The 23,353-nt window shown below is 52.9% G+C and carries 12 protein-coding genes; 1 reads left to right on the forward strand and 11 read right to left on the reverse strand.

The genetic code is table 11. The annotated features are described in order from the left end of the window. Positions 1–134: 134 nt before the first annotated feature. The 8 genes from ACTQ1O_RS13050 to ACTQ1O_RS13085 form a co-directional block, all read right to left on the reverse strand. Entirely contained in the window at positions 135–1,652 is a 1,518-nt protein-coding gene (locus ACTQ1O_RS13050) for a PucR family transcriptional regulator (protein ID WP_441487633.1), read from the reverse strand. 251 nt (positions 1,653–1,903) lie between these two features. Further along, positions 1,904–3,025, reverse strand: a complete 1,122-nt coding sequence (locus ACTQ1O_RS13055; protein WP_441487634.1) for an alkaline phosphatase family protein — start codon at positions 3,023–3,025, stop codon at positions 1,904–1,906. A gap of 275 nt (positions 3,026–3,300) precedes the next feature. Then, positions 3,301–4,887, reverse strand: a complete 1,587-nt coding sequence (gene asnB / locus ACTQ1O_RS13060; protein WP_441487635.1) for an asparagine synthase B — start codon at positions 4,885–4,887, stop codon at positions 3,301–3,303. A 357-nt stretch (positions 4,888–5,244) separates the two neighbouring features. After that, the gene (locus tag ACTQ1O_RS13065) at positions 5,245–6,771 is read right to left on the reverse strand and encodes a glutamate synthase subunit beta (RefSeq protein ID WP_441487636.1); all 1,527 of its coding nucleotides are present in this window, start codon (positions 6,769–6,771) and stop codon (positions 5,245–5,247) included. Continuing rightward, positions 6,771–11,324: a glutamate synthase large subunit gene (gltB, locus tag ACTQ1O_RS13070; RefSeq protein WP_441487637.1), complete on the reverse strand. Its 4,554-nt coding sequence runs from the start codon at positions 11,322–11,324 to the stop codon at positions 6,771–6,773. The genes ACTQ1O_RS13065 and gltB overlap by 1 nt, the downstream gene beginning before the upstream one ends. A 448-nt stretch (positions 11,325–11,772) precedes the next feature. Then, positions 11,773–13,818: a glutamine synthetase III family protein gene (locus tag ACTQ1O_RS13075; protein ID WP_441487644.1), complete on the reverse strand. Its 2,046-nt coding sequence runs from the start codon at positions 13,816–13,818 to the stop codon at positions 11,773–11,775. 612 nt (positions 13,819–14,430) lie between these two features. Next, positions 14,431–15,915, reverse strand: coding sequence for an aldehyde dehydrogenase family protein (locus ACTQ1O_RS13080; RefSeq protein WP_441487638.1), 1,485 nt, complete (start codon positions 15,913–15,915; stop codon positions 14,431–14,433). A gap of 272 nt (positions 15,916–16,187) precedes the next feature. Continuing rightward, the gene (locus ACTQ1O_RS13085) at positions 16,188–17,552 is read right to left on the reverse strand and encodes a putrescine aminotransferase (RefSeq protein WP_441476197.1); all 1,365 of its coding nucleotides are present in this window, start codon (positions 17,550–17,552) and stop codon (positions 16,188–16,190) included. 338 nt (positions 17,553–17,890) lie between these two features. Between ACTQ1O_RS13085 and ACTQ1O_RS13090 the strand changes: the two genes are divergently transcribed. Then, positions 17,891–18,691, forward strand: a complete 801-nt coding sequence (locus ACTQ1O_RS13090; protein ID WP_441487639.1) for a response regulator transcription factor — start codon at positions 17,891–17,893, stop codon at positions 18,689–18,691. On the opposite strand, the gene ACTQ1O_RS13095 is transcribed toward ACTQ1O_RS13090, so the two are convergent. The 3 genes from ACTQ1O_RS13095 to ACTQ1O_RS13105 form a co-directional block, all read right to left on the reverse strand. After that, positions 18,654–20,405, reverse strand: coding sequence for an amidohydrolase (locus tag ACTQ1O_RS13095; RefSeq protein WP_441487640.1), 1,752 nt, complete (start codon positions 20,403–20,405; stop codon positions 18,654–18,656). The genes ACTQ1O_RS13090 and ACTQ1O_RS13095 overlap by 38 nt on opposite strands. A 175-nt stretch (positions 20,406–20,580) precedes the next feature. Next, on the reverse strand, positions 20,581–21,195 hold the full coding sequence (locus tag ACTQ1O_RS13100) for an AAA family ATPase (protein WP_441100491.1): 615 nt from the start codon (positions 21,193–21,195) through the stop codon (positions 20,581–20,583). Positions 21,196–21,507: 312 nt separating this feature from the next. After that, a complete protein-coding gene (locus ACTQ1O_RS13105) occupies positions 21,508–22,860 on the reverse strand; it encodes a Na+/H+ antiporter NhaC family protein (protein WP_441476194.1) in 1,353 nt (450 codons plus the stop codon). Positions 22,861–23,353: the final 493 nt, after the last annotated feature.

The following is a 23,353-nucleotide window of genomic DNA, read 5'->3' on the forward strand; positions in this document are numbered from 1 at the left end:
ACGAACGGTATAAGCTGCGGATTGCTCCGTGCCCCCAAGCAGGGCGCCACAATGTGTATAAGGCCAGCTGCCCCGTTCCGTGTGACTGTATGTGCGCCTGAACGACCTTGAAGAACATTTTTATCTGAATATTTTTATTTTCCTGCAGCCTCTGAAAAGCATTTCTCCCCGGCTTCTTCCCGGCTCTGCTGCATCTCCAGAATCATCATGCTGAGCAGCAGATACATCCGGAGTTCCGGATCATCCAGATCCTCCTTCAGGATGCTCTGAATCTTCCCAAGCCGGTAGGTGATGGTATTCCGGTGGGCGTACATCTCGGTAGCGGTTCGCTGAATGGAACGTTCACTTTCCAGAAATGTCTTCAGCGTGTCGTATGGCTCGGTTTTTCCCTTTCGCACCTTCTGCTCCCACAGCCGGACCACCGCAGGATGGCAGGCACAGATCTTGTCCTGCATATCCGGCGCCTCGATGATGAACCGGCTGGCATAGCTTCCGAACCGGAAGATGTGCCGGAGAAGCTCATCCTCCTCCATCAGTCTGCTGTCCCTTCTTCCTGCCTCCAGCGCGTACACGGCCTGCCTGTACAGACACGGAATGTTCTCTATGCCGCGCACCTGCAGACTGAAGCTGCTGTACACGGAATTCTGCTCGGTAAACGACACGAGAAAAGTCTGGAAGACACGATCCCGATAGAGATTCCGGTTTGTCAGAATTATCACATACGGCGATTTCTGCATCACAAAACATCCTGAAAAATTGTGCATGATCGCATGCTCGATGACGTTTCTGGCCTTTGTGGGATTCATCCCGTTGTCCATCCCCTCCGGATCCAGCAGCGCGATCTCAAAGTTCTCATCCTCGCTCCAGCCAAAATGGGCGAGCTGCCGCAGAACTTTCTCCTTATCCTCTGAATGTTCAAAAAGATAATCATACAGCGGATTCTCAGGTCTCACCTGATTCTGCATCGCGATGCCGATATACGGCTGAAGAATCTGCCCAAGCCTGTCCAGAAGCTGCACATCTCCCGCATTCACCGCATGGCCGCGCTCGACGACGGAAATCCTTCCGCACTCTGTATTGCCGATATACAGTGCCTTGGAAATGCCGTGAAACGAATTCTCCACCTTCTGCTTCCAGTGAAAGACCGAACAGCTCTCCCGGTTCTCCGGTTCCAGATTCTCATATTCAATCTGATAGATACTGTTCAGAGATGAATAGCCGTAGCGGGCGATGTACTGCCACTCGGAATCCATGGATTCTAACTTGTCCACATGGCTCATGGCCAGAACCTTGGTATTCCCGTCCTGTATCAGAATCGGATTCCGGAAGATAAACTCCGTCTGCTCGATGATGTCCCTGTAGTTCCCTTTGCGGACATCCTCCTCTACCCTGGCCTCCCAGTCCTGATAATAGTCAAATACGCCCTGAAGGATCTCAAACGCCTCCAGAACACTCAGATTATAGATCTGGATACGATCTCCATCTTCGCCCTCATAGACGACATAATCCTTTTCCGCATAGACATGCACACAGTTCGTTGCATAAGCCAGCCGCGCGCTGCTCAGAATCGGCCTGGCATCCTTATGAATCTCCGTCCGGATATCCATAAGCGGCGCCAGACGGTTGGCGATCATCCACATACTTAATTTCATTTTTTCTGCTCCATTTAAGCCTCACCCGCTTGCGCGGTATGTCGGCTGCTGTATAAGTTCTTCGAAAAAACAGACCGACAAAGTCGGTCACCTGCAGAATTGCAAGAGTGCGGAGCACGGAGCAATCCATAGCTTATACAGTTACTTAGATTTTCTGTATTTTAACATATAAAATATTACTCCCTTCTGTCATTTTGTGCAATAACGACCAATAGCGTGCCCTTCCGGACACGCTACCGTACCTGAAATTTTCATTTTTTTGTGCAAGCAATGAAGGGAACCGTCATCTCCTCTGCGGTCAGCCCCGCATAACTTCCGATCTTCTTCTTCTCCCGCTTCCTGTGCTTCCATCCGAGGCTCACGTTTCTGGCGGCAACCGCCAGATAGTCCCCGATGGCACCGTACGTCTTCTCTCCGGGGTGTCCGGATCCGAGCAGGCCTCTGTCCAGAACCTCTTCCCGGCTCAGGAGAAGAAAATCACTTCCGAACAGATCGCGGAAAACCTCCTCGAATTCCAGTTTCCTCCCCTGCCTGATATACAGGGCCGCCGCACGAGGCTCTACGGAAGGGGCTCTCTCCAGAAGTCCGGCAAGATGCGGGTAATCCTCCAGATAAATCCAGTGCGAATCGATCATTCCGTGATCCGAGGTGACAACCACCAGCGAATCTGACAGATCTCCGGAGAGCTTTTCGATCTCGCGGTTCAGAAACCGCATCCGGTTGTGTACCTTTCCGGATGCCGTGCCGAAGGTGTACATCTCCAGATCCGGCTCATCCCAAAACAGGCAGATATATTTCTTCCCGGAACCTGAAGCGATTTTCCGGATCCGCTGCATCGCCTGACGGAAGCTCCAGACTCTTTCACCCTCGCGGTGTGAGAGAAAATGTGTCTCCACCAGGGAATCCGCCTCGCGAATCCTGTCTGATAATGGTCGATACGGAATATACTTCAGCGGAACATTATAGTTCGCCGCCTTCTTCCGCGTCCCCTGCACCCGATTGCAAAAAAGTGAGATGTTTCGATCCACCTCGGGAAAATAAAGGTCTCTTCCAAGCCACGAATGCTCCAGCGGCGATTCCCCGCTCTGCAGCGTGGCACATGCGGCGGCTGTCGACGAGGGAAAAACTGCCGACAGATCGCACACTTTATTTGCCCGAAGAAAATCCGTCTCCGACAGATGTCGCTTCAGATTTGCGGTTCCCATTCCGGACAGAATAATCACAATCACGCGGTCCGCGCCCTGCCCCAGAAGCGAATCCATCTCCGGCAGTGTGGTATGTCCATAATCACAGACTCCGTAATATTTCAGAACGGAAGCTGTCAATGCCAGAAGGCTCCTGTCATAATCCGGATATCTGATCTCGCTGCTCATAATGCTCCTCTCAACCAGTTACTGATCACCTGCAGACGGCAAGATCATGATTTCACAGAACCTCTGTCAGAACATTACCGGCTGTGAGCTCTCTGTCCCGCAGATATGACGCAGACAGTAACTTTTCCTAATATTTTAACACGAAACTCTCTATGCTAATCATCTTTAGAGAAATATAATAAATCCCCCGGCCAGACCGGGGGATTAGCTTACTTTTTTATCAGTTTTTCACAGTTTCCGTTGTCATTGTTTTCCAGCTTCAGATATTGCTGTCCTCAGACACCGGAAGCGCCGTAGTTGGAAAGCACGCGGGCGGACGGGTCGTTGACGTCGCAGCCCTCCCACTCCTTGTTCGGCATCCAGTACGCCGGAATCAGCTGATCCTGATCCGGGTAGTACTTCTCAAAGATCTCGCGGTAGAGAAGCGATTCTTTCGTAAACGGCTGCACATAGGTGTACTTCTGGATTTTTTCATGGAATTCCTCATCTGTGTAGCAGCTGTCCGCGTATTCAATGATATCGTTTCGAAGAGAATGTCCCACTGCGTCGGAGAATGCGGCCTTCTCACGCATCAGAATGCTGTGCGGGATGCACGCGTCCTTCTCGAAGGCGTGACGCAGGAGATACTTTCCGATTCCATAGGTGTTCAACTTCTTCTCCGGATCAATGTGCATCACGTAATCCACGAAATCCAGGTCACCGAACGGAACTCGCGCTTCCAGCGAGTTCACGGAGATGCAGCGGTCTGCGCGGAGCACGTCATAGACATTGATCTCCCGGATCCGCTTCTCGGCTTCTTTCTGGAACGCTTCCGCGTTCGGCGCGAAATCCGTGTATTTATATCCAAAGAGCTCATCGGATATCTCACCGGTCAGGATGACGCGGATGTCCGTGTTCTCATGAATCCACTTGCACAGCAGATACATGCCGACGGAAGCGCGGACCGTGGTGATATCGTAGGTCCCGAGCGCCGCGATGACAGGATCCAGGGCATTGATGACATCGTCTCTCGTGATGATGACCTCGTGATGGTTGCTGTGAATATATTCCGCGACCTCTCTGGCGTACTTCAGATCAATTGCGTCTATATCCATTCCGATGGCAAAGGTCTCGAGAGGCTTGTCCAGCATCTTTGCGGCGATGCCGCAGACGAGCGACGAATCCAGGCCTCCGGAGAGAAGGAAGCCGACCGGTGTATCGGAATCCAGCCGTTTCCGGACTCCCTCGACCAGCTTGTCATGGATGTTCGCGCTGATGGTCTCCGCGTCGTCGTGGCTGTAATCCCCGCCGACATATGACGGATCATGATAGGTGTGGAAATCGCCGTCTTTATAGTAGGTGCCCGGAGGGAACGGATAAATCTTGTCGCACAGACCGATCAGGTTCTTCGGCTCAGAGGCGAACAGGATCACGTGTCTGCTGTCATACCCGTAGTAAAGCGGACGGATGCCGATCGGATCCCTCGCGGCGATGTACTCATCCGAGTCCGCATCGTAGATCACCAGCGCGAACTCGGCATCCAGCCTGCGGAACATGGAGACACCGTATTCCTTATAGAGGGGGAGAAGAATCTCACAGTCACTGTCTGACCGGAAAGTATACCCCTTCCGGATCAGTTCTTCCTTCAGAGGACGAAATCCGTATATTTCTCCGTTGCATACGCAGTAATTGCCGTTCAGTTCAAAAGGCTGCATTCCTTCCGGTGTAAGACCCATGATGGCCAGACGATTGAATCCGAGAAATCCCTTTTCTGTGTTGATCAGTCTGGAAGCATCGGGTCCGCGGGAGGTGGTTTTTCTCAGGGCTCTGGCAAGTGCTTCTTCCGATCCGCCTTCACTGCAATAAGCTAGTATACTGCACATAATCTCATCCTCTTTCTTTCATAATATAAACAGCGCCACCTACGTATAAGATGTGGACTGCTCCGTGCTGTAAATAACACCACACTCTGTATAAGCTACGGATTGCTCCGTGGGGCAAGAACATTGCGACTGGACTTATACACGAAACGAGATAAAACACGCTGCGCGAGTTTTATCTCGCTATCGCGACGCTCGCCGCACACGAATACTTCGCATTCGGATGCGGCTCACTGTTCGCGTAAAAAAACAGGCAAAGATACTCTGTTGAAAGCATCTTTGCCTGTCATCAGTTTCCTATTCTATAAGAATAAGGAGCCATTGAAAATACTTATTTTTAAGCACGAACCGTGTGCATCCTCACGCTTCTCTCATGTTGGTGTAGCCCATCAGATACTCGTCGACGCTGCAGGCGCATTTTCTGCCTTCGGTGACCGCCCAGACCACCAGGGACTGTCCGCGGTGCATGTCGCCTGCCGTGAAGACCTTCGCCACATTGGTCTTGTAATGGTCCGGCTCCGTTTCAACGGTGTTCCTCGCCGTAAGCTTCAGACCGAAGGCCTTCGCCACATAGTTCTCGCACCCGGTGAAACCGGCAGCGATCAGAAGCAGATCACAGGGAAGAGTCTTCTCCGTTCCCTCAATCATGACCATCTTGCGGTTTTCAAACTTGACCCTGACGGTCACGATTTCCTTGAGGTTTCCTTTTTTGTCGGTGTGATATTCCTTGACCGTGGTCTCGTAGACTCTTGGATCATGACCGAACAGCCCGATCGCCTCCTCATGACCGTAGTCGGTCTTCTTCACACGGGGCCACTGCGGCCACGGATTGGAAGCGCTTCTCTCCACCGGCGGCTCCGGCATCATTTCAAGCGCTGTGATGGATTTGCAGCCGTGCCGGATTGATGTTCCGATACAGTCATTTCCGGTATCGCCGCCGCCGACAACGACGACGTTTTTTCCCTTCGCGCTGATAAAATCCTTCTGCTTCAGAAGGGTCTCGGCATCACGGCTTGCTTCGGTCTTCCAGACACCGTCCGTCATGCCGTGATCGAGAAGGCTCTTTGTCGTCGCCTTCAGGAAATCAACCGCGTAGTAAATCCCGTGAATCTTGTCCGGATCCGCTCCCGCAAGGGCTCTTGGCTGCTTTGCGCCGCACGCCAGAATGATGGCATCGTATTCCTTCTCAAGCTCCTTCACAGACTCCTCTCCGATATTCACACCGGTGCGGAAGACCACACCCTCTGCCTCCATCAGCTTCTGGCGGCGACAGATGACGCTTTTGTCGAGCTTCATGTTCGGAATACCGTACATCAGGAGTCCCCCGATCCGGTCCTCACGCTCAAAAACGGTCACCGAATGTCCTCTGTGATTCAGCTCGTCCGCCGCGGCGAGTCCGGAAGGCCCCGCTCCCACGACAGCTACCTTTTTTCCGCTTCTGACCTGCGGAATCCGGGGCTGAATGTACCCTTTCTCGAAGGCGGTCTCAATGATGAACCGCTCATTGTCATGAATTGTCACCGGGTCCCCGTACTCGCCGTTGATACATGCCTTCTCGCAGAGTGCGGGGCAGACTCTTCCGGTGAACTCCGGGAAATTGCTGGTCTTGATCAGTCTGCTGAACGCGTGCCGGAAATGGCCGCGGTACACCTGGTCGTTCCACTCGGGGATCAGGTTGTGAAGAGGGCATCCGGTCACCATCCCGTTCAGCTTCATTGCGGACTGGCAGAAGGGAACGCCGCAGTTCATGCAGCGCGCGCCCTGCTCCATCCGGTCCTCTTTTCCGAGGGGCACATGAAACTCCCTGAAATTCTGCACCCGTTCTTTTACCGGAACATCGGCATTGTCTTTTCTGCTGTATTCAAGAAAACCTGTCGCTTTACCCATCAGGACACCCTCCTTGTTACTTCTTCGAACGCCTCAAGTACGGCATTCTCATGCTTTACTCCCTGCTCCTCGTACTTTCCGATCGCCGTCAGCATTCTCTGATAGTCATTCGGCACGACCTTCTTGAAGTCGGGAATCCATTTTTCAAAGTCAGACAGAATCTCGGCCGCCCGCTTCGATCCGGTCTCCTTCTCATAATCCTCCAGAATGTTCTTCAGCTCCTGGATGTCGTATTTGTCCGTAAGCTCCTGAAGGGTAACCATATCCTTGTTCATCCTGCGGTAGAGGGTGTGATCGGAATCCAGTACATACGCGATTCCGCCTGACATGCCTGCCGCGAAGTTCTTCCCGGTTGTCCCGAGGATAACGGCTCTTCCGCCGGTCATGTATTCAAGGCCGTGATCGCCGCAGCCCTCCGCGACTGCCGTCACGCCGGAGTTGCGGACACAGAATCTCTCACCCGCAATACCGGCCACATAAACCTTTCCGGAGGTCGCGCCGTAGCAGGCAACATTTCCGATGATGATGTTCTCGTCCGCACGGAAGGGAGCCTTCGGAGAAGGCACGACGACAAGCTTTCCGCCGGAAAGACCCTTTCCGAAGCCGTCGTTTGCATCGCCTTCCAGATAGAGGGAGAGGCCCTTAGGAGCAAACGCGCCGAAGGACTGTCCGCCGCCGCCTACCGCATGTACGACAAAGGTGTCGTCGTCCAGATCACTGCCGAATTTCCTGGTGATCTCGGATCCGAGGATGGTTCCGAATGCGCGGTCCGTACTGGAAACCTTGAGCGTAATCTCTTGTCTGTCCGGTCTGCTTCCGGCTCTTCCTGAAAGGGCGTCTCTGAACTTCGGGAGAAGAACCGCCTCGTCCAGCGTCTTCTCCAGATGGAAGTTGTATACGTCCTTCTGGTCGAAGTGCGATTTTTCCGCGTGTGCGTAGGACGGATCCAGGATCAGGTCCATATTGACCTCCGCCGCGCGGTCTGTGATCAGATTGGTCCGCTTCTCCAGGCAGTCGGTCCGGCCGATCATCTCATCCACGGTGCGGAATCCGAGCCTTGCCATAATCTCACGAAGCTGCCTTGCGATAAAAATCATGAAGTTCATGACATATTCCGGCTTGCCTGCGAAGCGCTTTCTGAGCTTCTCGTTCTGTGTGGCCACGCCGGCCGGACAGGTGTCCTTGGAGCAGACTCTCATCATCATGCAGCCCATGCAGATCAGCGGTGCTGTCGCGAAGCCGTATTCCTCTGCGCCGAGCAGGGCGGCGATCGCGACATCGCGGCCGCTCATCAGCTTTCCGTCTGTCTCGATAATGACACGGTCTCTCAGGCCGTTCTGAAGCAGGGACTGATGCGCCTCGGAGACGCCGAGCTCCCACGGCAGGCCAGCGTTATGGATTGAGGAGATCGGCGCAGCGCCGGTTCCTCCGTCGTATCCGGAAATCAGGATGACCTGGGCACCCGCCTTGGCTACACCGGAAGCAATCGTTCCGACGCCGCACTCGGATACCAGCTTGACGGAGATCCGGGCGTCCCGGTTGGCGTTCTTCAGATCATAAATCAGCTGTGCCAGATCCTCGATGGAGTAAATATCATGGTGCGGCGGCGGAGAGATCAGAGCTACGCCCGGGGTTGAAAATCTGGTTGAGGCAACCCACGGATAGACCTTCTTGCCCGGAAGATGACCGCCCTCGCCCGGCTTTGCGCCCTGTGCCATCTTGATCTGAATTTCAGCGGCGCTGTTCAGGTACGCGTTGGTGACGCCGAAGCGTCCGGAAGCCACCTGCTTGATCGCCGAATTTTTCTCGGTTCCATATCTGGCCGGATCCTCACCGCCCTCACCGGTGTTCGACTTGCCGCCCAGCCGGTTCATCGCGATGGCCATGGTCTCGTGCGCTTCCTTCGAAATCGATCCGAAGGACATGGCACCGGTCTTGAAGCGCTTCACAATGCTTTCCACCGGCTCTACCTCCTCCAGCGGAACCGGATCCTGCTTCGGCACGAATTCCAGCAGTCCACGCAGGGTATGCGGTCTCTTGGAATCATCCACCATATCGGTGTATTCACGGAACTTGTCGTAGTCGCCGGTTTTTACCGCCTGCTGCAGGGTGACGATGGTCTCCGGATTATACAGGTGATCCTCCTTGTCCTTGCCGCTTCTGAGATAATGGAAGCCTACGGAATCCAGAGAGGTATCCACGGACAGTCCAAGCGGATCAAAGGCATGATTGTGGCGGAAGGTGATACCCTCTTCGATCTCCTTGACGCCGATGCCGCCCACGCGGCTCACTGTTCCGGTGAAGTATTTGTCGATGGTCTCCTTGTCCAGACCGATCGCCTCGAAAATACGCGCGGACTGGTAGGACTGAATCGTCGAGATACCCATCTTCGCGGCTGTCTTTACGACTCCGCCGAGAAGGGCCTTGTTGTAGTCGGCAATCGCAGTGTGATAGTCCTTGTCCAGCATGCCGATATCGATCAGCTCCGCGATGCACTCATGAGCCAGATACGGATTGATGGCACGGGCACCGAATCCCAGCAGCGCCGCGATCTGATGAACATCTCTCGGCTCCGCGCTCTCCAGGATCAGCGAAACGGCCGTTCTCTTCTTCGTGCGGACCAGATGCTGCTCGACAGAAGATACCGCGAGAAGCGACGGAATCGGAACATGGTTCTCATCCACGCCGCGGTCGCTGAGAATGATGATATTTTTTCCGTTTGCATAGGCACGGTCTACCGTAATGTTCAGCTGCTCCAGCGCTCTCGCAAGGGAGGTGTTCTTGTAATACAGAAGGGAAACCACCTGTGCGTGGAAGCCCGGGCGATCCAGCGACTTGATCTTCATCAGGTCGACGCCGGTCAGAATCGGATGGCTGACCTCCAGCATCGTGCAGTTGCCGCTCTTCTCATTCAGAAGATCGCCGTCCGATCCGATATATACGGTGGTATCCGTGACGATTTCCTCGCGGAGAGAGTCAATCGGCGGGTTGGTAACCTGCGCAAACTGCTGCTTGAAGTAGTTGAACAGAAGCTGGTGCTGTCTGGACAGTACCGCAAGCGGAACATCGTGTCCCATCGAGGCGGTCGGCTCAACGCCGTTTTCCGCCATCGGAAGGATCGAATCCTTGACATCCTCATAGGTATAGCCGAATACCTTGTAGAGGCGGTCTCTCATCTCCTGGCTGTGTACCGGGATCTTCTTGTTCGGAATCGGAACGTCCTTGAGTCTCAGCAGGTTGCGGTCCAGCCACTCACCGTACGGCTGCCGGTGAGCATAGTATTTCTTGCAGTCGTCGTCGGAGATGATTTTCTTCTTCTTCGTGTCGACCAGAAGAATTCTTCCGGGCGTCAGGCGGGATTTCTTCACCACGTGTTCCGGCGGAATATCCAGAACTCCCACCTCAGAGGAGAGGATCAGCCGGTTGTCATCGGTGATGTAATACCGGGAAGGACGCAGTCCGTTCCGGTCAAGGGTCGCACCGAGTACATCTCCGTCGGAAAACAGAATTGCCGCCGGGCCGTCCCACGGCTCCATCATGGTCGCATAGTAATGGTAGAAATCCTTCTTGTCCTCGTCCATGAAGCGATTGTGGTTCCACGGCTCCGGAATGGTCACCATCATGGCAAGCGGAAGATCCATGCCGTTCATGTAGAGGAATTCCAGCGTGTTGTCCAGCATCGCCGAATCGGAACCAGACGCGCTGATCACCGGATAAATCTTGTCGATGTCCTTCTCCATGATCGGGCTGGTCATGGTCTCCTCACGGGCGAGCATACGGTCCATGTTGCCGCGAATCGTATTGATCTCTCCGTTGTGCGCAATCATGCGGTACGGATGCGCGCGGTTCCAGGACGGAGTCGTGTTTGTGGAGAACCGGGAGTGCACAATTGCAATCGCCGTCCGGTAATCCTTGTCCTGGAGATCGCCGTAGAACCTTCTCAGCTGCTTGACCAGGAACATTCCCTTGTATACGATGGTTCTCGATGACAGGGAACAGATATAGGTATCATCGGAGCTCTGTTCGAACTCACGTCTCACAACGTACAGCTTCCGGTCAAATTCAATTCCTCTGGAGAGCTCCTCCGGCCGCTCGATGAAGCACTGCATAATATACGGCATGCAGTCCAGCGCAGCCTTTCCGAGGATGCCGGGATTTGTCGGAACTGTTCTCCAGCCGAGCAGCTTCAGTCCCTCCTTCTCCACAATGACCTTCATCATCCGCATCGCAAAGGTGCGTTTCATGGTGTCCTGTGGAAAAAAGAACATGCCAACGCCGTAATCTCCGGCGCCTTTCAGCGCAATGCCCTCCTGCGCCGCGGCCTTGCGGAAAAAGTCATGACTGATCTGTGTCAGTATGCCGACACCGTCTCCGACTGTCCCGGTCGCATCCTTTCCGGCACGATGCTCCAGCTTCTCAACGATGGCAAGCGCATCGTCCAGAACCCGGTTGTCCTGGTGTCCATCAATGTTTACAACCGCACCGATACCGCAGGCATCATGATCCTTCTGAAGCTGTCGATACTTTCTGATATGCTGTGTATACTCATCCATACTTATTCTTCCTCATCTGTGCAGTCTGCAGGTAATGATCCCGCAGGATTTATGAGCTTCTGATTTTTTTATATAGTGATTATCAGGGATATGCAAGCAGTTTTTGCGCCATTTGTTCTCATATTTTGCAGAATATCTGCTTTTAAATAATCATCCGGGCCGTTTTCTGTACTTGTCCTGTACTTTATTCCGGGCGGGCTCCGCTTTCAATTATGGTTAAAATCAATTACCCTGCAAATCTGATTTTAAATACAGTTTTAGGAACTGCCGCGTTTTTACCCGCGACAGTTCCTGATATTCACGATGCATTCCATTCTTCTGGCGTCCGGTCTCTGTGGATTTCCGTCCCAATCTGCCGGCGTCCGGTCTCTGTGGATTTCCGTCCCAATCTGCCGGTGTCCGGTCTCTGTGGATTTCCGTCTCTCCGGCCGTCCTTTTCCGGATTTTCTTACCGAAGTGAGAAAAGAAGTTCTCCGTAGGTCGGATACGGCAGATATTTCTCCGGAACGTAGATCTCTGCCGAGTCTACATAGCTGCGAAGATTCTCCATATCCGTGAGGATCACGTCATGATAATAACGAGCTCCCTCAAGACCATCGCGTTTCTCTGCTTTTGCTGTGTCCTCGGTCAGCTTCGCCAGAGCGCTTCCGATTTCTCCGGAGAGGCTGTCCAGTTTTTTCAGGATTCCGGTCTCATATGTACCGCCCTCATCTCCGAGCAGTGCCTTCTTCTGCGTGCTTTCCTCCGTCAGATCCTTCATGTATCCGAGAAGTCCGCTGGTGAAGTCTTTCCGTACCATCTCCTCCATGGTAAGTGCCTCAATGTGCACGGTCTTGGAATAGTTCTCCAGGAAGATCTCATATCTGGATTCAATCTCCTCCTTTGTAAAGATTTTATGCTTTGTGAAGAGCTCCACGTTCTTACTGTCAAGCAGCTTCGGCATCGCGTCTGGAAGAGATTTCAGGTTCGCGAGGCCTCTCTTCTCCGCCTCGGAAATCCATTCATCCGTATAACCGTTACCATTGAACAGGATTCTCTTGTGCTCATCCAGAATCTTCTTCAGAAGCTTGTGAATCTCCGCGTCAAGATCCTCTGCCGCCACATCCTTGAGCGCGTCATAGATGCGGGAAAGAGACTCTGCAACAGCTGTGTTCAGGATGATGTTGGGATCAGCTACTGACAGAGAAGAACCCGGCATACGGAATTCGAATTTGTTTCCGGTAAATGCGAACGGTGATGTACGGTTTCTGTCGGTCGTATCCTTGGTGATGTGCGGCAGTACATGAACGCCCATTCCCATCTTCGTCTTTCCGGTTCCCACAAAGGCAGTTCCGTCATCGATGGATTTCAGCACCGCGGCGAGTTCGTCTCCCACAAAGATAGAGATAACTGCCGGCGGCGCCTCGTTCGCTCCCAGTCTGTGATCGTTTCCTGCGGTTGCCACGGATACACGCATCAGATCCTGATAATCATCGACCGCCTCGATAACAGCCATCAAAAATACCAGGAACTGGGTATTCTCCGCCGGTGTTCTGCCTGGATCCAGAAGGTTCTCGCCCATATCGGTGACAATGGACCAGTTGTTGTGTTTGCCGGATCCGTTAATTCCTTCGAAAGGCTTCTCGTGAAGCAGGCATGCGTAATGATGCTTGTCCGCCACCTTCTTCATGACCTCCATCGTCAGCTGGTTGTGATCCACCGCGACGTTGGCAGTTTCAAATACAGGTGCCAGCTCATGCTGAGAGGGCGCAACCTCGTTGTGCTTTGTCTTCGCCGGAACGCCGAGTTTCCAGAGTTCCTGCTCCAGATCATGCATGTATTCGGAGACCTTCGGTTTCAGAACGCCGAAATAGTGATCCTCCATCTCCTGCCCCTTCGGTGCCGGAGCTCCGATCAGGGTTCGTCCGCACATCAGGAGATCCTTTCTCTGAAGGTACATATCCTTGTCGATCAGGAAATACTCCTGCTCGGAACCAACCGTGGTGTCAACATGTGTAACCTTCTCATTTCCGAGGAGATGAAGAACCTTGACCGCCTCCTTGGACAGTGCTTCCATGGAACGCAGAAGCGGGGTTTTCTTGTCCAGAGCTTCTCCGCCAAAGGAACAGAAGGCCGTCGGAATATAGAGAGATCCGTCCTTAATAAATGCCGGTGAAGAAGGATCCCACGCGGTATAGCCGCGCGCCTCAAAGGTCGCCCTGAGACCGCCTGACGGGAAGCTGGAAGCATCCGGCTCGCCCTTTACCAGCTCTTTTCCGGAAAACTCCATGATTACCTTGCCGTCTCCGGTCGGAGAGATGAAGCTGTCGTGCTTCTCCGCCGTAAGTCCGGTCATCGGCTGGAACCAGTGTGTGAAATGCGTCGCGCCATGCTCGATCGCCCACTCCTTCATCACCGCCGCAACCGTATTCGCCACGTCAAGCTCCAGATGGCTGCCGTTTTTAATTGTCTTATGAACCGCCTTATATACGTCCTTCGGCAGACGTTCCTTCATAACCTGATCGTTGAATACCAGGCTGCCGAAGATTTCAGGAACGGATTTCACAAAATCAAGTCTTTTTTCTTCCACTTTTTCTACCTCCTATTCCGGGAATGCACATCACAACAGTGAATACAGCTCTTCTGCAGTTCTTCCCCGCCTCCCGGCCGGCCCGCACACGGCCCGGCATCCCCGGAGACTGCTGCTTTCGCATAACAAGATAAAACACGCTGCGCGAGTTTTATCTCGCTATCGCGACGCTCGCCGCACACGAATACTTCGCATTCGGCCGCGGCTCACTGTTCGCGTAAAAAAAGACAGGCAGAGATGCTCTTATGATTAAGCATCTTTGCCTGTCATCAGTTCCCTATTCTATAAGAACACGCCCCAAAATAAAATACTCATTTTTGTGTATAAGCTCTTCGAAAACGCATCCAGGATCGTCACACGCGAAGCGCGTGTAAGAGACTGGATGCGCTTTCGAAGGCAACAGGTATGAGCACGAAGTGACGCGCAAGCGGCACGAAAGTGCGAATGCCTGTTGGATTGCGAGAGTGCGAAGCACGGAGCAATCCGCAGCTTATACACAAGTCCAGTCGCAATGTTCCTGGCACGCGGGGAGCCTGCTCAGTGTACATACCACCCGACCGGATTCTCCGGATGCAGATTAATATTGATCTGCTTCGTCTCCTGATATTCATCCAGTCCCTGTACGCTCAGCTCACGTCCTATGCCGCTCTTCTTGTAGCCGCCCCATGGTGCCTGGCAGAAGGTAGGCTGATCGCAGTTAATCCACGTGATTCCTGCACGGAGTTCTCTGGTGACGCGAAGTGCTCTCGCGCCATCCCGGGTGATCACCGCTCCGGCCAGTCCGTATTCCGTATCGTTTGCAAGCGCTACGGCTTCCTCCTCTGTGTGGAACGTAAGCACGCTCAGAACCGGTCCGAAAATTTCTTCTTTTACGATGCGCATATCCGGCCTGCAGTGATCAAAGACAGTCGGTTCGATGTAATAGCCCTTGTCGCACCCGTTCTCTGTATAACGTTTTCCTCCGCATACGAGCTCGGCACCCTCCTCGATTCCGGTCCTGATGTAGGACAGGATCTTGTTCATCTGGTCCTCGGAAACAACAGGTCCAATATCCGGATTCTCCATTCCGGGGCCGATGGTAACTTTGGATGCCTTCTCAACCAGACGTTTGATGAAGGCATCATGGATTCCATCCTGAATGATCAGTCTGGAAGTGGCCGAGCACACCTGGCCGCCATTGAAAAAAATTCCGATCATGACCCATTCCACAGCGGCTTCAAGGTCACAGTCATCGAAGATAACCACCGGAGATTTTCCGCCAAGCTCCAGACCTACCTTTTTCAGGTTGCCGGCTGCCGCCCGCGCGATTCCCTGACCGACCTTTGTGCTTCCGGTAAAGGTGATCATATCGACATCCTCACTCTCCGCGAATACATTTCCGACATTTGATCCGCTGCCCAGCACAAGATTTGCCGTTCCGGCGGGAAGCCCCGCCTCTTCAAAGAGATGAAACAGCTTTGCAGTGGACAGGGGTGCCTTGGAACTCGGCTTGAATACCAGGGAGTTTCCGGCTGCCAGACAGGGCGCCAGCTTCCAGCAGGACATCAGCAACGGGTAGTTCCAAGGCGTAATCTGCGCACAGACACCCACCGGCTCCTTCACGGTCATATTCAGCATTTCACCAAATCCATTATTGGTTGCATAAGCGCCGCCTTCCGGCTTATCGATCAGGCCGGCATAATAACGAAAGCATTCGGCGGCGTCTGAGACGTCACCCTCCGCCTCGCGGAGCGGTTTTCCATTGTCCAGGGTATCTGTCACGGCCAGATCATGGGCATTCTCATCGATCAGCTCCGCAATCCGATACAGGATTCCCGCTCTTGCCACACCCGGCATATCCCTCCAGGTGCGGTCTGTATAGAAGGATTTCTTCGCGGCGGCGATGGCTTCCTCCGCATCCTGCGGCACGCTGTCTGTCACAACACCGATCACACTGCCGTCTGCGGGTCCGATCACTTCCTCTGTCTTCCCGGATACGGATTCCTTCCAGACACCATTGATATAATTCTTTACGATTTCCATCCGTTTCCTCCTTGTATATAGGCTTTGCGAGAGTACACAGCACGGATCCATCCGGAGCTTATGCCGCATGTGGTGCTATTCTTACATAGCGCTTACCCTGCTGCTCATGCAGACAACGAGATAAAACACGCTGCGCGAGTTTTATCTCGCTATCGCGACGCTCGCCGCACACGAATACTTCGCATTCGGCTGCGGCTCACTGTTCGCGTAATATTATTATCGTCTGAACTTACCTTATTTCATAAGCGCAGACGTTAATTATGATCCTGAACTTACTTTGCCGCTCTTACGTCCGCGAGCGACTCATCCAGTCTCGTGATAACATCCTTGATATCCTGCTCGGAGATAACTGCTGTCGGCTCGAAACGAATAGTCTTCGCGTTCACCAGTGTTCCCGCTGTCATGACTCTCCGGGCGAACAGGCCCTTAGCGGTCGCGTAGCCGACCTCGCAGTTCACAAACTCTACGGCGAGCATCAATCCTTCTCCGCGGACCTCCTGAATGATATCCGGGTACTTCTCAGCCATGGACTGAAGTCCTGCCTTCAGAATCTTTCCTTTCTCTCTGCATACGCCCGGGATATCGTTTTTCAGCATATAGCGGATCGTCGCAAGTGCCGCCGCGCAGCATACCGGGTTTCCTCCGAAGGTCGGAGAGCCAAGCAGCCACGGGTTGTCGATCAGCTGCTGTCCCCACATCTTCGGCTTGAAAATGATTCCGGTGATCGGCATGATGCCGCCGCCGAAGGCTTTACCGAAGGTCATGATATCCGGTGTCACTCCCTCTGCCTCACATCTCCACATCGTGCCGGTACGGCCCATGCCGGTCTGGATCTCATCGAAGATCAGCGCAACGCCGGTCTCGTCACAGATGTCACGAAGCTGCTGCAGATATCCCTTCGGAGGAACGATGACTCCCGCCTCACCCTGAATCGGCTCCGCGATAACTGCCGCAACGCTCTCACCGACTGCCTGAAGGTTCTTGATTGCCTTTCTTACATCCTCTGCGTTTCCGTACTCAACATGCTGTACCTGCTGTACCATCGGTGTGTACGGTACACGGTAGGTATCCTTGCCTCCTACAGAGATCGCACCCATGGATTTGCCATGGAATGCGCCTACCATGGAGATGTACCATCTGCCGCCGGTAGCGATACGTGCCAGTTTCAGAGCCATCTCAACGGCCTCTGCGCCGCCGTTTGTGAAGAAGCACTGCTGCAGGTCACCCGGGGTGATGTCCGCGAGCGCCTTTGCCAGATATCCTCTCAGCGGATCAAGCAGCTCCTGTGAGTGAAGTGCCTGATGATCGAGCTGTTTCTTCACGACGTCAAGGATTTCCGGATTTCTGTGTCCGCAGGTGTAGATTCCGAAGCCGCCGAGACAGTCGATGAATTTCTCACCGTTCAGCCCGTATACATACGCGCCGCCGTCCTCCCACTCCAGAACCGCTCCGCCTTCCGAATCGGAGGATACGGACTTTCTGTATTTCAGCCAGCCCGGGCTGACATAGTTGTTGAAGTAATCCAGCGTCTCTGCAACCATTCTCTTCTTCTCATCTTTCGGAATATCCTTGCTGTCCGTCTCGATAAGACCTATAATACGATCCAGATCCTTGATTGTCTTTGCTGTGTCTGCCATAGTTTTTCCCTCCTGTTTATAACTCTTTCTAACTGTTGATAACTCTGTAAACTGACAGTTCTATAACTGCAGGTTCTGTAACCGCAGATACTGATAAAAAAAGCGCATCCGTCATGACAAGTGACAGATACGCCTTTGTATCGGTGCTGTTATATTTAACTGCTGATTATATTCTAGCAAAGTCCGAAAGCCGTTGCCATTCCCGGATTCTGCGATTTTTATACTTGATTTCCGGTATTTGCAGGTACGTTTTCCCAGGATACCATAATCCTGTACGATCCCGTGGTACCGCAGCTTCCCCTAGTAAATGAACCAACTTAAAATGAGGTGACAGAATAATGGATACCAATCATCTGCTGATCTTCAGTGATCTCCTGTATTCTTTGTATACTTCCAACGATGCCGAGGGAATTAACCACGATCTCCTCTCCTATCTCCGGATGCTGATTCCGAGCCCCTATGCCAGTCTTCTGACTGCGGACCCTGATGCGCCCCGCTTCACCTTTAACGGCGTGTACTGCGATCCGGCAGATTTTACCGCTGCGGAGCAGAAATACATCGATAACTACGAGGACGACGAAATCCAGTGGATGCTCCACTCCAAGGTCTCCACGGTGCTTCGGGAGAGCGATCTTCTGAAGAACGAAAGCCGCCTTCATTCCGCGATTTATGAAAAGTGTTACCGCCCGTACCATATCTATGACACTCTTCAAATGTCGATCGTGTATGAACGGAAGTTTCTGGGCGTGATCACACTGTTCCGCACCCGGGAGGATCCGCCCTTCTCAGAAGACGACATGACCCTGCTGAAGTCTCTCGACAAGCATCTGAACTACATCTACGGCCGTCTGCTTCTGAAAGCTCCGGATGCGCTTCTGCCGAATTCCGCATCCGCAGCCCTCACCACAGAACGGACAGACGCCCTGATCGAAAAAGCCGGACTGACCCGGCGGGAGGCTGAGATCGTCCGGCTTGTCATGAAGGCGATTCCGAATGCAAAAATCCGCGAGCAGCTCCATATCACAGACAACACTCTGCAGAAGCACATGCAGAACATCTACCGGAAGTTTCATATTTCCTCACGGCTGGAACTTTTCCGGATCATGTCCGGAACGGACGGCATAGAGACCGGTCTCTGACCGATCCTGTCTTCAGCGTATCGTTCGTGATTTTTCCGCAGCACATTGTGAAGACGACCTGATTGTCCATGATCTCCTCCTCCGGCATGGTGAACAGGTTCTCCTTCAGCACAATGATGTCTGCGTATTTTCCCTCCTCGAGGCTGCCGATCTTGTCCTCCATGTGGTATGCGCGCGCGGCGTTGAAGGTATATCCGGACAGAACCTGCAGCATCGTCAGTTTTTCCTCCGGATTGAATCCGGTCGGATGATGCTGATAATCCTTTCGCGTGACTGCGGTATATATCGTCTGAAACGGATCAATGCCGACCACAGGAAAATCGGTTCCGATCGCCAGCGTTCCCGTCGCCTCGGCCATGGAGCGGAGCGGCCATTCATAGCGGATTCTCTCTTTTCCGATATGGAGGATCTTGCCGTTCTCATCCAGAACAAGATGTGCCGGCTGCATGGACGGAATCACGTGAAGCTTCCGGAACCTCGGGATATCCGAGGAATCGATATTCTCGATATGCTCAATTGTATTGTGATAATCCCTGTCCCCGTTGGCGCGGATCGAATCCTCGAAGAGATTCAGCGCCATACGGACGGAGCCATCCGCAATGCAGTGCAGCCTGACGGAAAATCCTTCCCTGTTTGCGGCAATGACAGACTGTCTGACGTCGTCATATTCCCGCAGCGGCACCCCGATTCCACAGGTATCCGGCCGGTCCGTATAGGGCTTCAGCAGAAGACCGGTGTAGGTCTCTGTAACCCCGTCAAGGAATCCCTTCACACCCGGGATGTCAAACCACTTCCCGGCAAACTGCTTCTTCCATTTCTCTGCCGCGGAAAAATCCGTATAACCGAACAGACGCGGAAACAGGTACAGATGAGCGCTCAGCCTGTCCTCTTCTGCCATCGAATGAATCATCTCACAGAGATGATTGTTCTCCTCATTGTAATCGGGTGCGAACATCTCGCTGAGCGCGGTGATGCCATATCCTGCCAGAACCTTCTCGAAATCCTCAATAATTTTCCGATACTCATCCTCCGGAAAGGTGCGGAACACCTTGTCCGCGGGCTCATACGCAGCCGGCTCGATCAGCATTCCGCTCAGCTCTCCATCCGGAAGAAGACCGACAGAACCGCTCTCAGGCTTCATGTCCGGCGTAATCCCGCACAGTCGAAGTGCCGCGCTGTTCAGCCAGTAGCTGTGCGCGTCCGCGCATTTCAGCAGAACAGGACGGTCCGAAACCACCGCGTCGAGACTTTTTTTCGTCGGAAGCGTCGTCGTCCTCCATTTTGGAAGAAACCATCCGCTTCCCCGGATCACCTTTTCCTCCGGGTGCTTTGCCGCGTATTCTCCGACGATCCGCGCACAGTCGTCCTCGGAGACCGAATCCGCGATCTCACTGCACACATGCTCGCTGTTCTCCATGGCTCCGGTAAAAAAATGCGTGTGCGCATCGATGAATCCCGGCATCACCAGCCGGTCGCCGAAATCCAGAACTTTTATCCCATCCGGAAGCGACTCTGCGTTCATTTTGTCCGGAAGCACCTCTGCTTCCTTTTTATCCGGAAACGCCTCTGCTTCCCTTTTATCCAGAAGCGACTCTGCGTTCACATCATACGGAAGAATTTTCCGGATCACTCCATCCTCCACAAGAATCGACTCCGGGGAAGGCAGAGCGTCATGTCCGTTGTATACCGCCGTACTTCTGATCAAATATTTCATAAAATAAATTCCTTTCGTTTGCTGCAGGCGGAAACTCACTGCCTGTCATTTGCTGCAGGCGAAATCCACTGCACTGCCTGTCATTTGCTGCAGGCGTAATCCACTGCACTGCCTGTCGTTTGCTGCAGGCGAAAACCCACTGCCTTCAGGCAGTGGGCAGTTGACGATCATCGCCTTACAAACTGAATTTCCGTCTGACTGCGTCCGTAAGATATTCCGCAGTGCCCTGCACGCCGAACAGACTGCTGTTGATCATGATGTCCTTATACCTCTTATCATCCGGCAGATAGCCCGCGTAATGCATCTGATATTCATCTCTCGCGTCATCTACCGCCTTGATCATGCGGCGTGCCTCCTGCTCCTCCAGTTTCAGATCATAGATGCAGTGATGCAGTCTGTCTGAATAGGAAGCGTAGATATAGATATGCATCGTGTTCGGCATCTCAGCCAGAATAAAATCCGAGCACCGGCCGACGATAATGCAGGATTCCCTCTGCGCCAGAAACTTAATGATATTCTGCTGTGTATGAAAAATCTTGTCCTGCACATCACTTGTGCCTCCTCCCAGCGGAAACTGCATCCGGGAGAACGGATTCTCGACGCCCTTCCTCGCCGATTCCTCCGATTCCTCAATCACCGAGGCCGGAAGATCCAGCTCCTGCGCGGCCTTCTCAATCAGATCTCTGTCGTAATACTCGACTCCCAGATCCTCTGCCATACGCTTTGCGATCGGTCTTCCCATGCTGCCAAACTGTCGGTTCACGGTTACCACAAATTTACTCTTGCTCATAATCATTCCTCTTTCTAAATAAACAACCGGACGGTATGAAGCGCCACGTACTGTATGGAGCACCACAGGCTGAGTGAAGCACCACGCGCTATACGAAGCACCACAGGCTAAGTGAAACACCACGCGCTATACGGAGCACCACAGGCTGTATGAAACGCCACGCGCTATACGGAGCACCACAGGCTGTACATGTCCGGCCACAGATTTCCTCCCGCAACAATTGCCCGATCACTGCCTGTCCGGATATTTACGCATCTCATATCATATCCGATAACCTGCTGCGCTACATGACAAATCCGATAACCCGCTGCGCTACATGACAAATCCGCAGACCAGATACGCGACAACCGAGGCACCGGCAGCTATCAGCACATAAGGCAGCTGCGATAGTGCGTGCTCCATGTTGTCGATGCCGGCGCTCTGCGAAGACAGCAGCGTCGCGTCTGTGTAGAAGCACGCGTGGCTTCCGAAAGCACCTCCGGAAATAACCGCTGCCATGATCAGGATCGTATTTGCGCCAACCGCTGCTCCAAGCGGAAAAACAATCGGAGTTACGATAGCGCTCATGCCCCAGAGAGATCCGGTTGTGAATGCCAGCACCGCGACAAGAATGAAGGTAACCGCCGGGAACACAGATCTGGTAAGAACCGGCTCTGCAATCTGAATGATGAAATCCGTCATCTTCATGTCGGCCAGCACCTTTTCCAGAGAAAACGCCATGATCAGAAGGATCAGGATCGGAAGCATGTCGGCAAATCCCTTGCAGATCGTCGTATAGAAATCCTCCATGCGAATGACCTTTCTCGGTATGTACATCACAAAGCAGACCAGAATGCCTACCACGACCGCAAGAAGCAGATTGCCTGTCGCGATCGCGAGAGCGACAAGCACACCCATCGGAATGATGAAATCCCAGATATTGCCTTCCTCCGTGTATCCCTCTTCGTCATGGTTGTATTTGCGGCTCTTTTCGCTATATACCATACCGGTTTCAGCGACACGCTGATACGCCTTCTTCATCGTGCCCATCTTCGGCATGACGCCAAGGCAGAACAGGAACACAATCAGAAGAGTGAAAATCGGGTAGAACAGATACGGAATGGCGTGCGTATAGGCCTGAAGACCGGTCGCGTAGCCGAGCTTCTGCACGCTGTCCTGATCAGCGAAGATGCCCGCGTAGAAAACTGCCCATGTGGAGAACGGAAGCATAACGCATACCGGAGCGCCCGTAGCATCCAGCATATAAGCCAGTGCCTCTCTCGGGATCTTTCTCTTATCATAGACACCTTTCATGCACACACCGATGGTCAGCACATTCAGATAATCATCTACAAAGATGAGAATGCCGAGAATGAAGGAAGTAAATAACGTCTTGCGTTCCGTGTTGCAAAATCTGGAAACAAGCCGTGAAAATCCATAGCTTCCCTTCGATGCCGTCAGCAGCGCAATCAGGCTGCCGAAAAGGCCGCAAACGATGATGATCCAGACATTTTCAGCGAGTGTGTCCTGGATGAGCTGACACCACTTTGTCAGGAAACTCCCTTTATAATAAACCAGACACGCGAGCAGTGATCCTGCAATCAGAACCTCTGCGCACCTTTTTGTCAAGACCGCAATAACGATAATAGCCAGGATAATAAATACTGAAAGTAAACCGGTCGACATGTGCTTCACCTCACTACTTATCCAAAAACCAATCAACAGTTACTCTGGAGAGACGTCTCTGAATACCCGATACACAACACGATATATAACACGATATACAACACAATATACACAATCCAAAAACCGTGTACAATCTTTCTCGCGCTTCATGTGCGACAGTCCTCTCCGCATTATCAAACAGCCTTGCAGATGTCACGCAACGAGTCCAATCGTTCAACCGACAGTCCTCTCCGCATTATCAAACAACCTTGCAGATGTCACGCGACGAGTCCAATCGTTCAACCGACAGCCCTCTCCGCGTTATCGGAAAACCTGCGAAAACAGAAAAGGGCATGCAGAATAAATCCACATGCCCCTTTGCACTGTCTGTATTCAGAATATAGGATACGATAGCGAGATAAAACACGCTGTGCGAGTTTTATCTCGCTATCGCGACGCTCGCCGCACACGAATACTTCGCATTCGGCTGCGGCTCACTGTTCGCGTAAAAAAA

Source organism: Bilifractor sp. LCP21S3_A7 (assembly GCF_052118825.1).
In the GTDB taxonomy this organism is placed as follows: Bacteria; Bacillota; Clostridia; order Lachnospirales; family Lachnospiraceae; genus Bilifractor.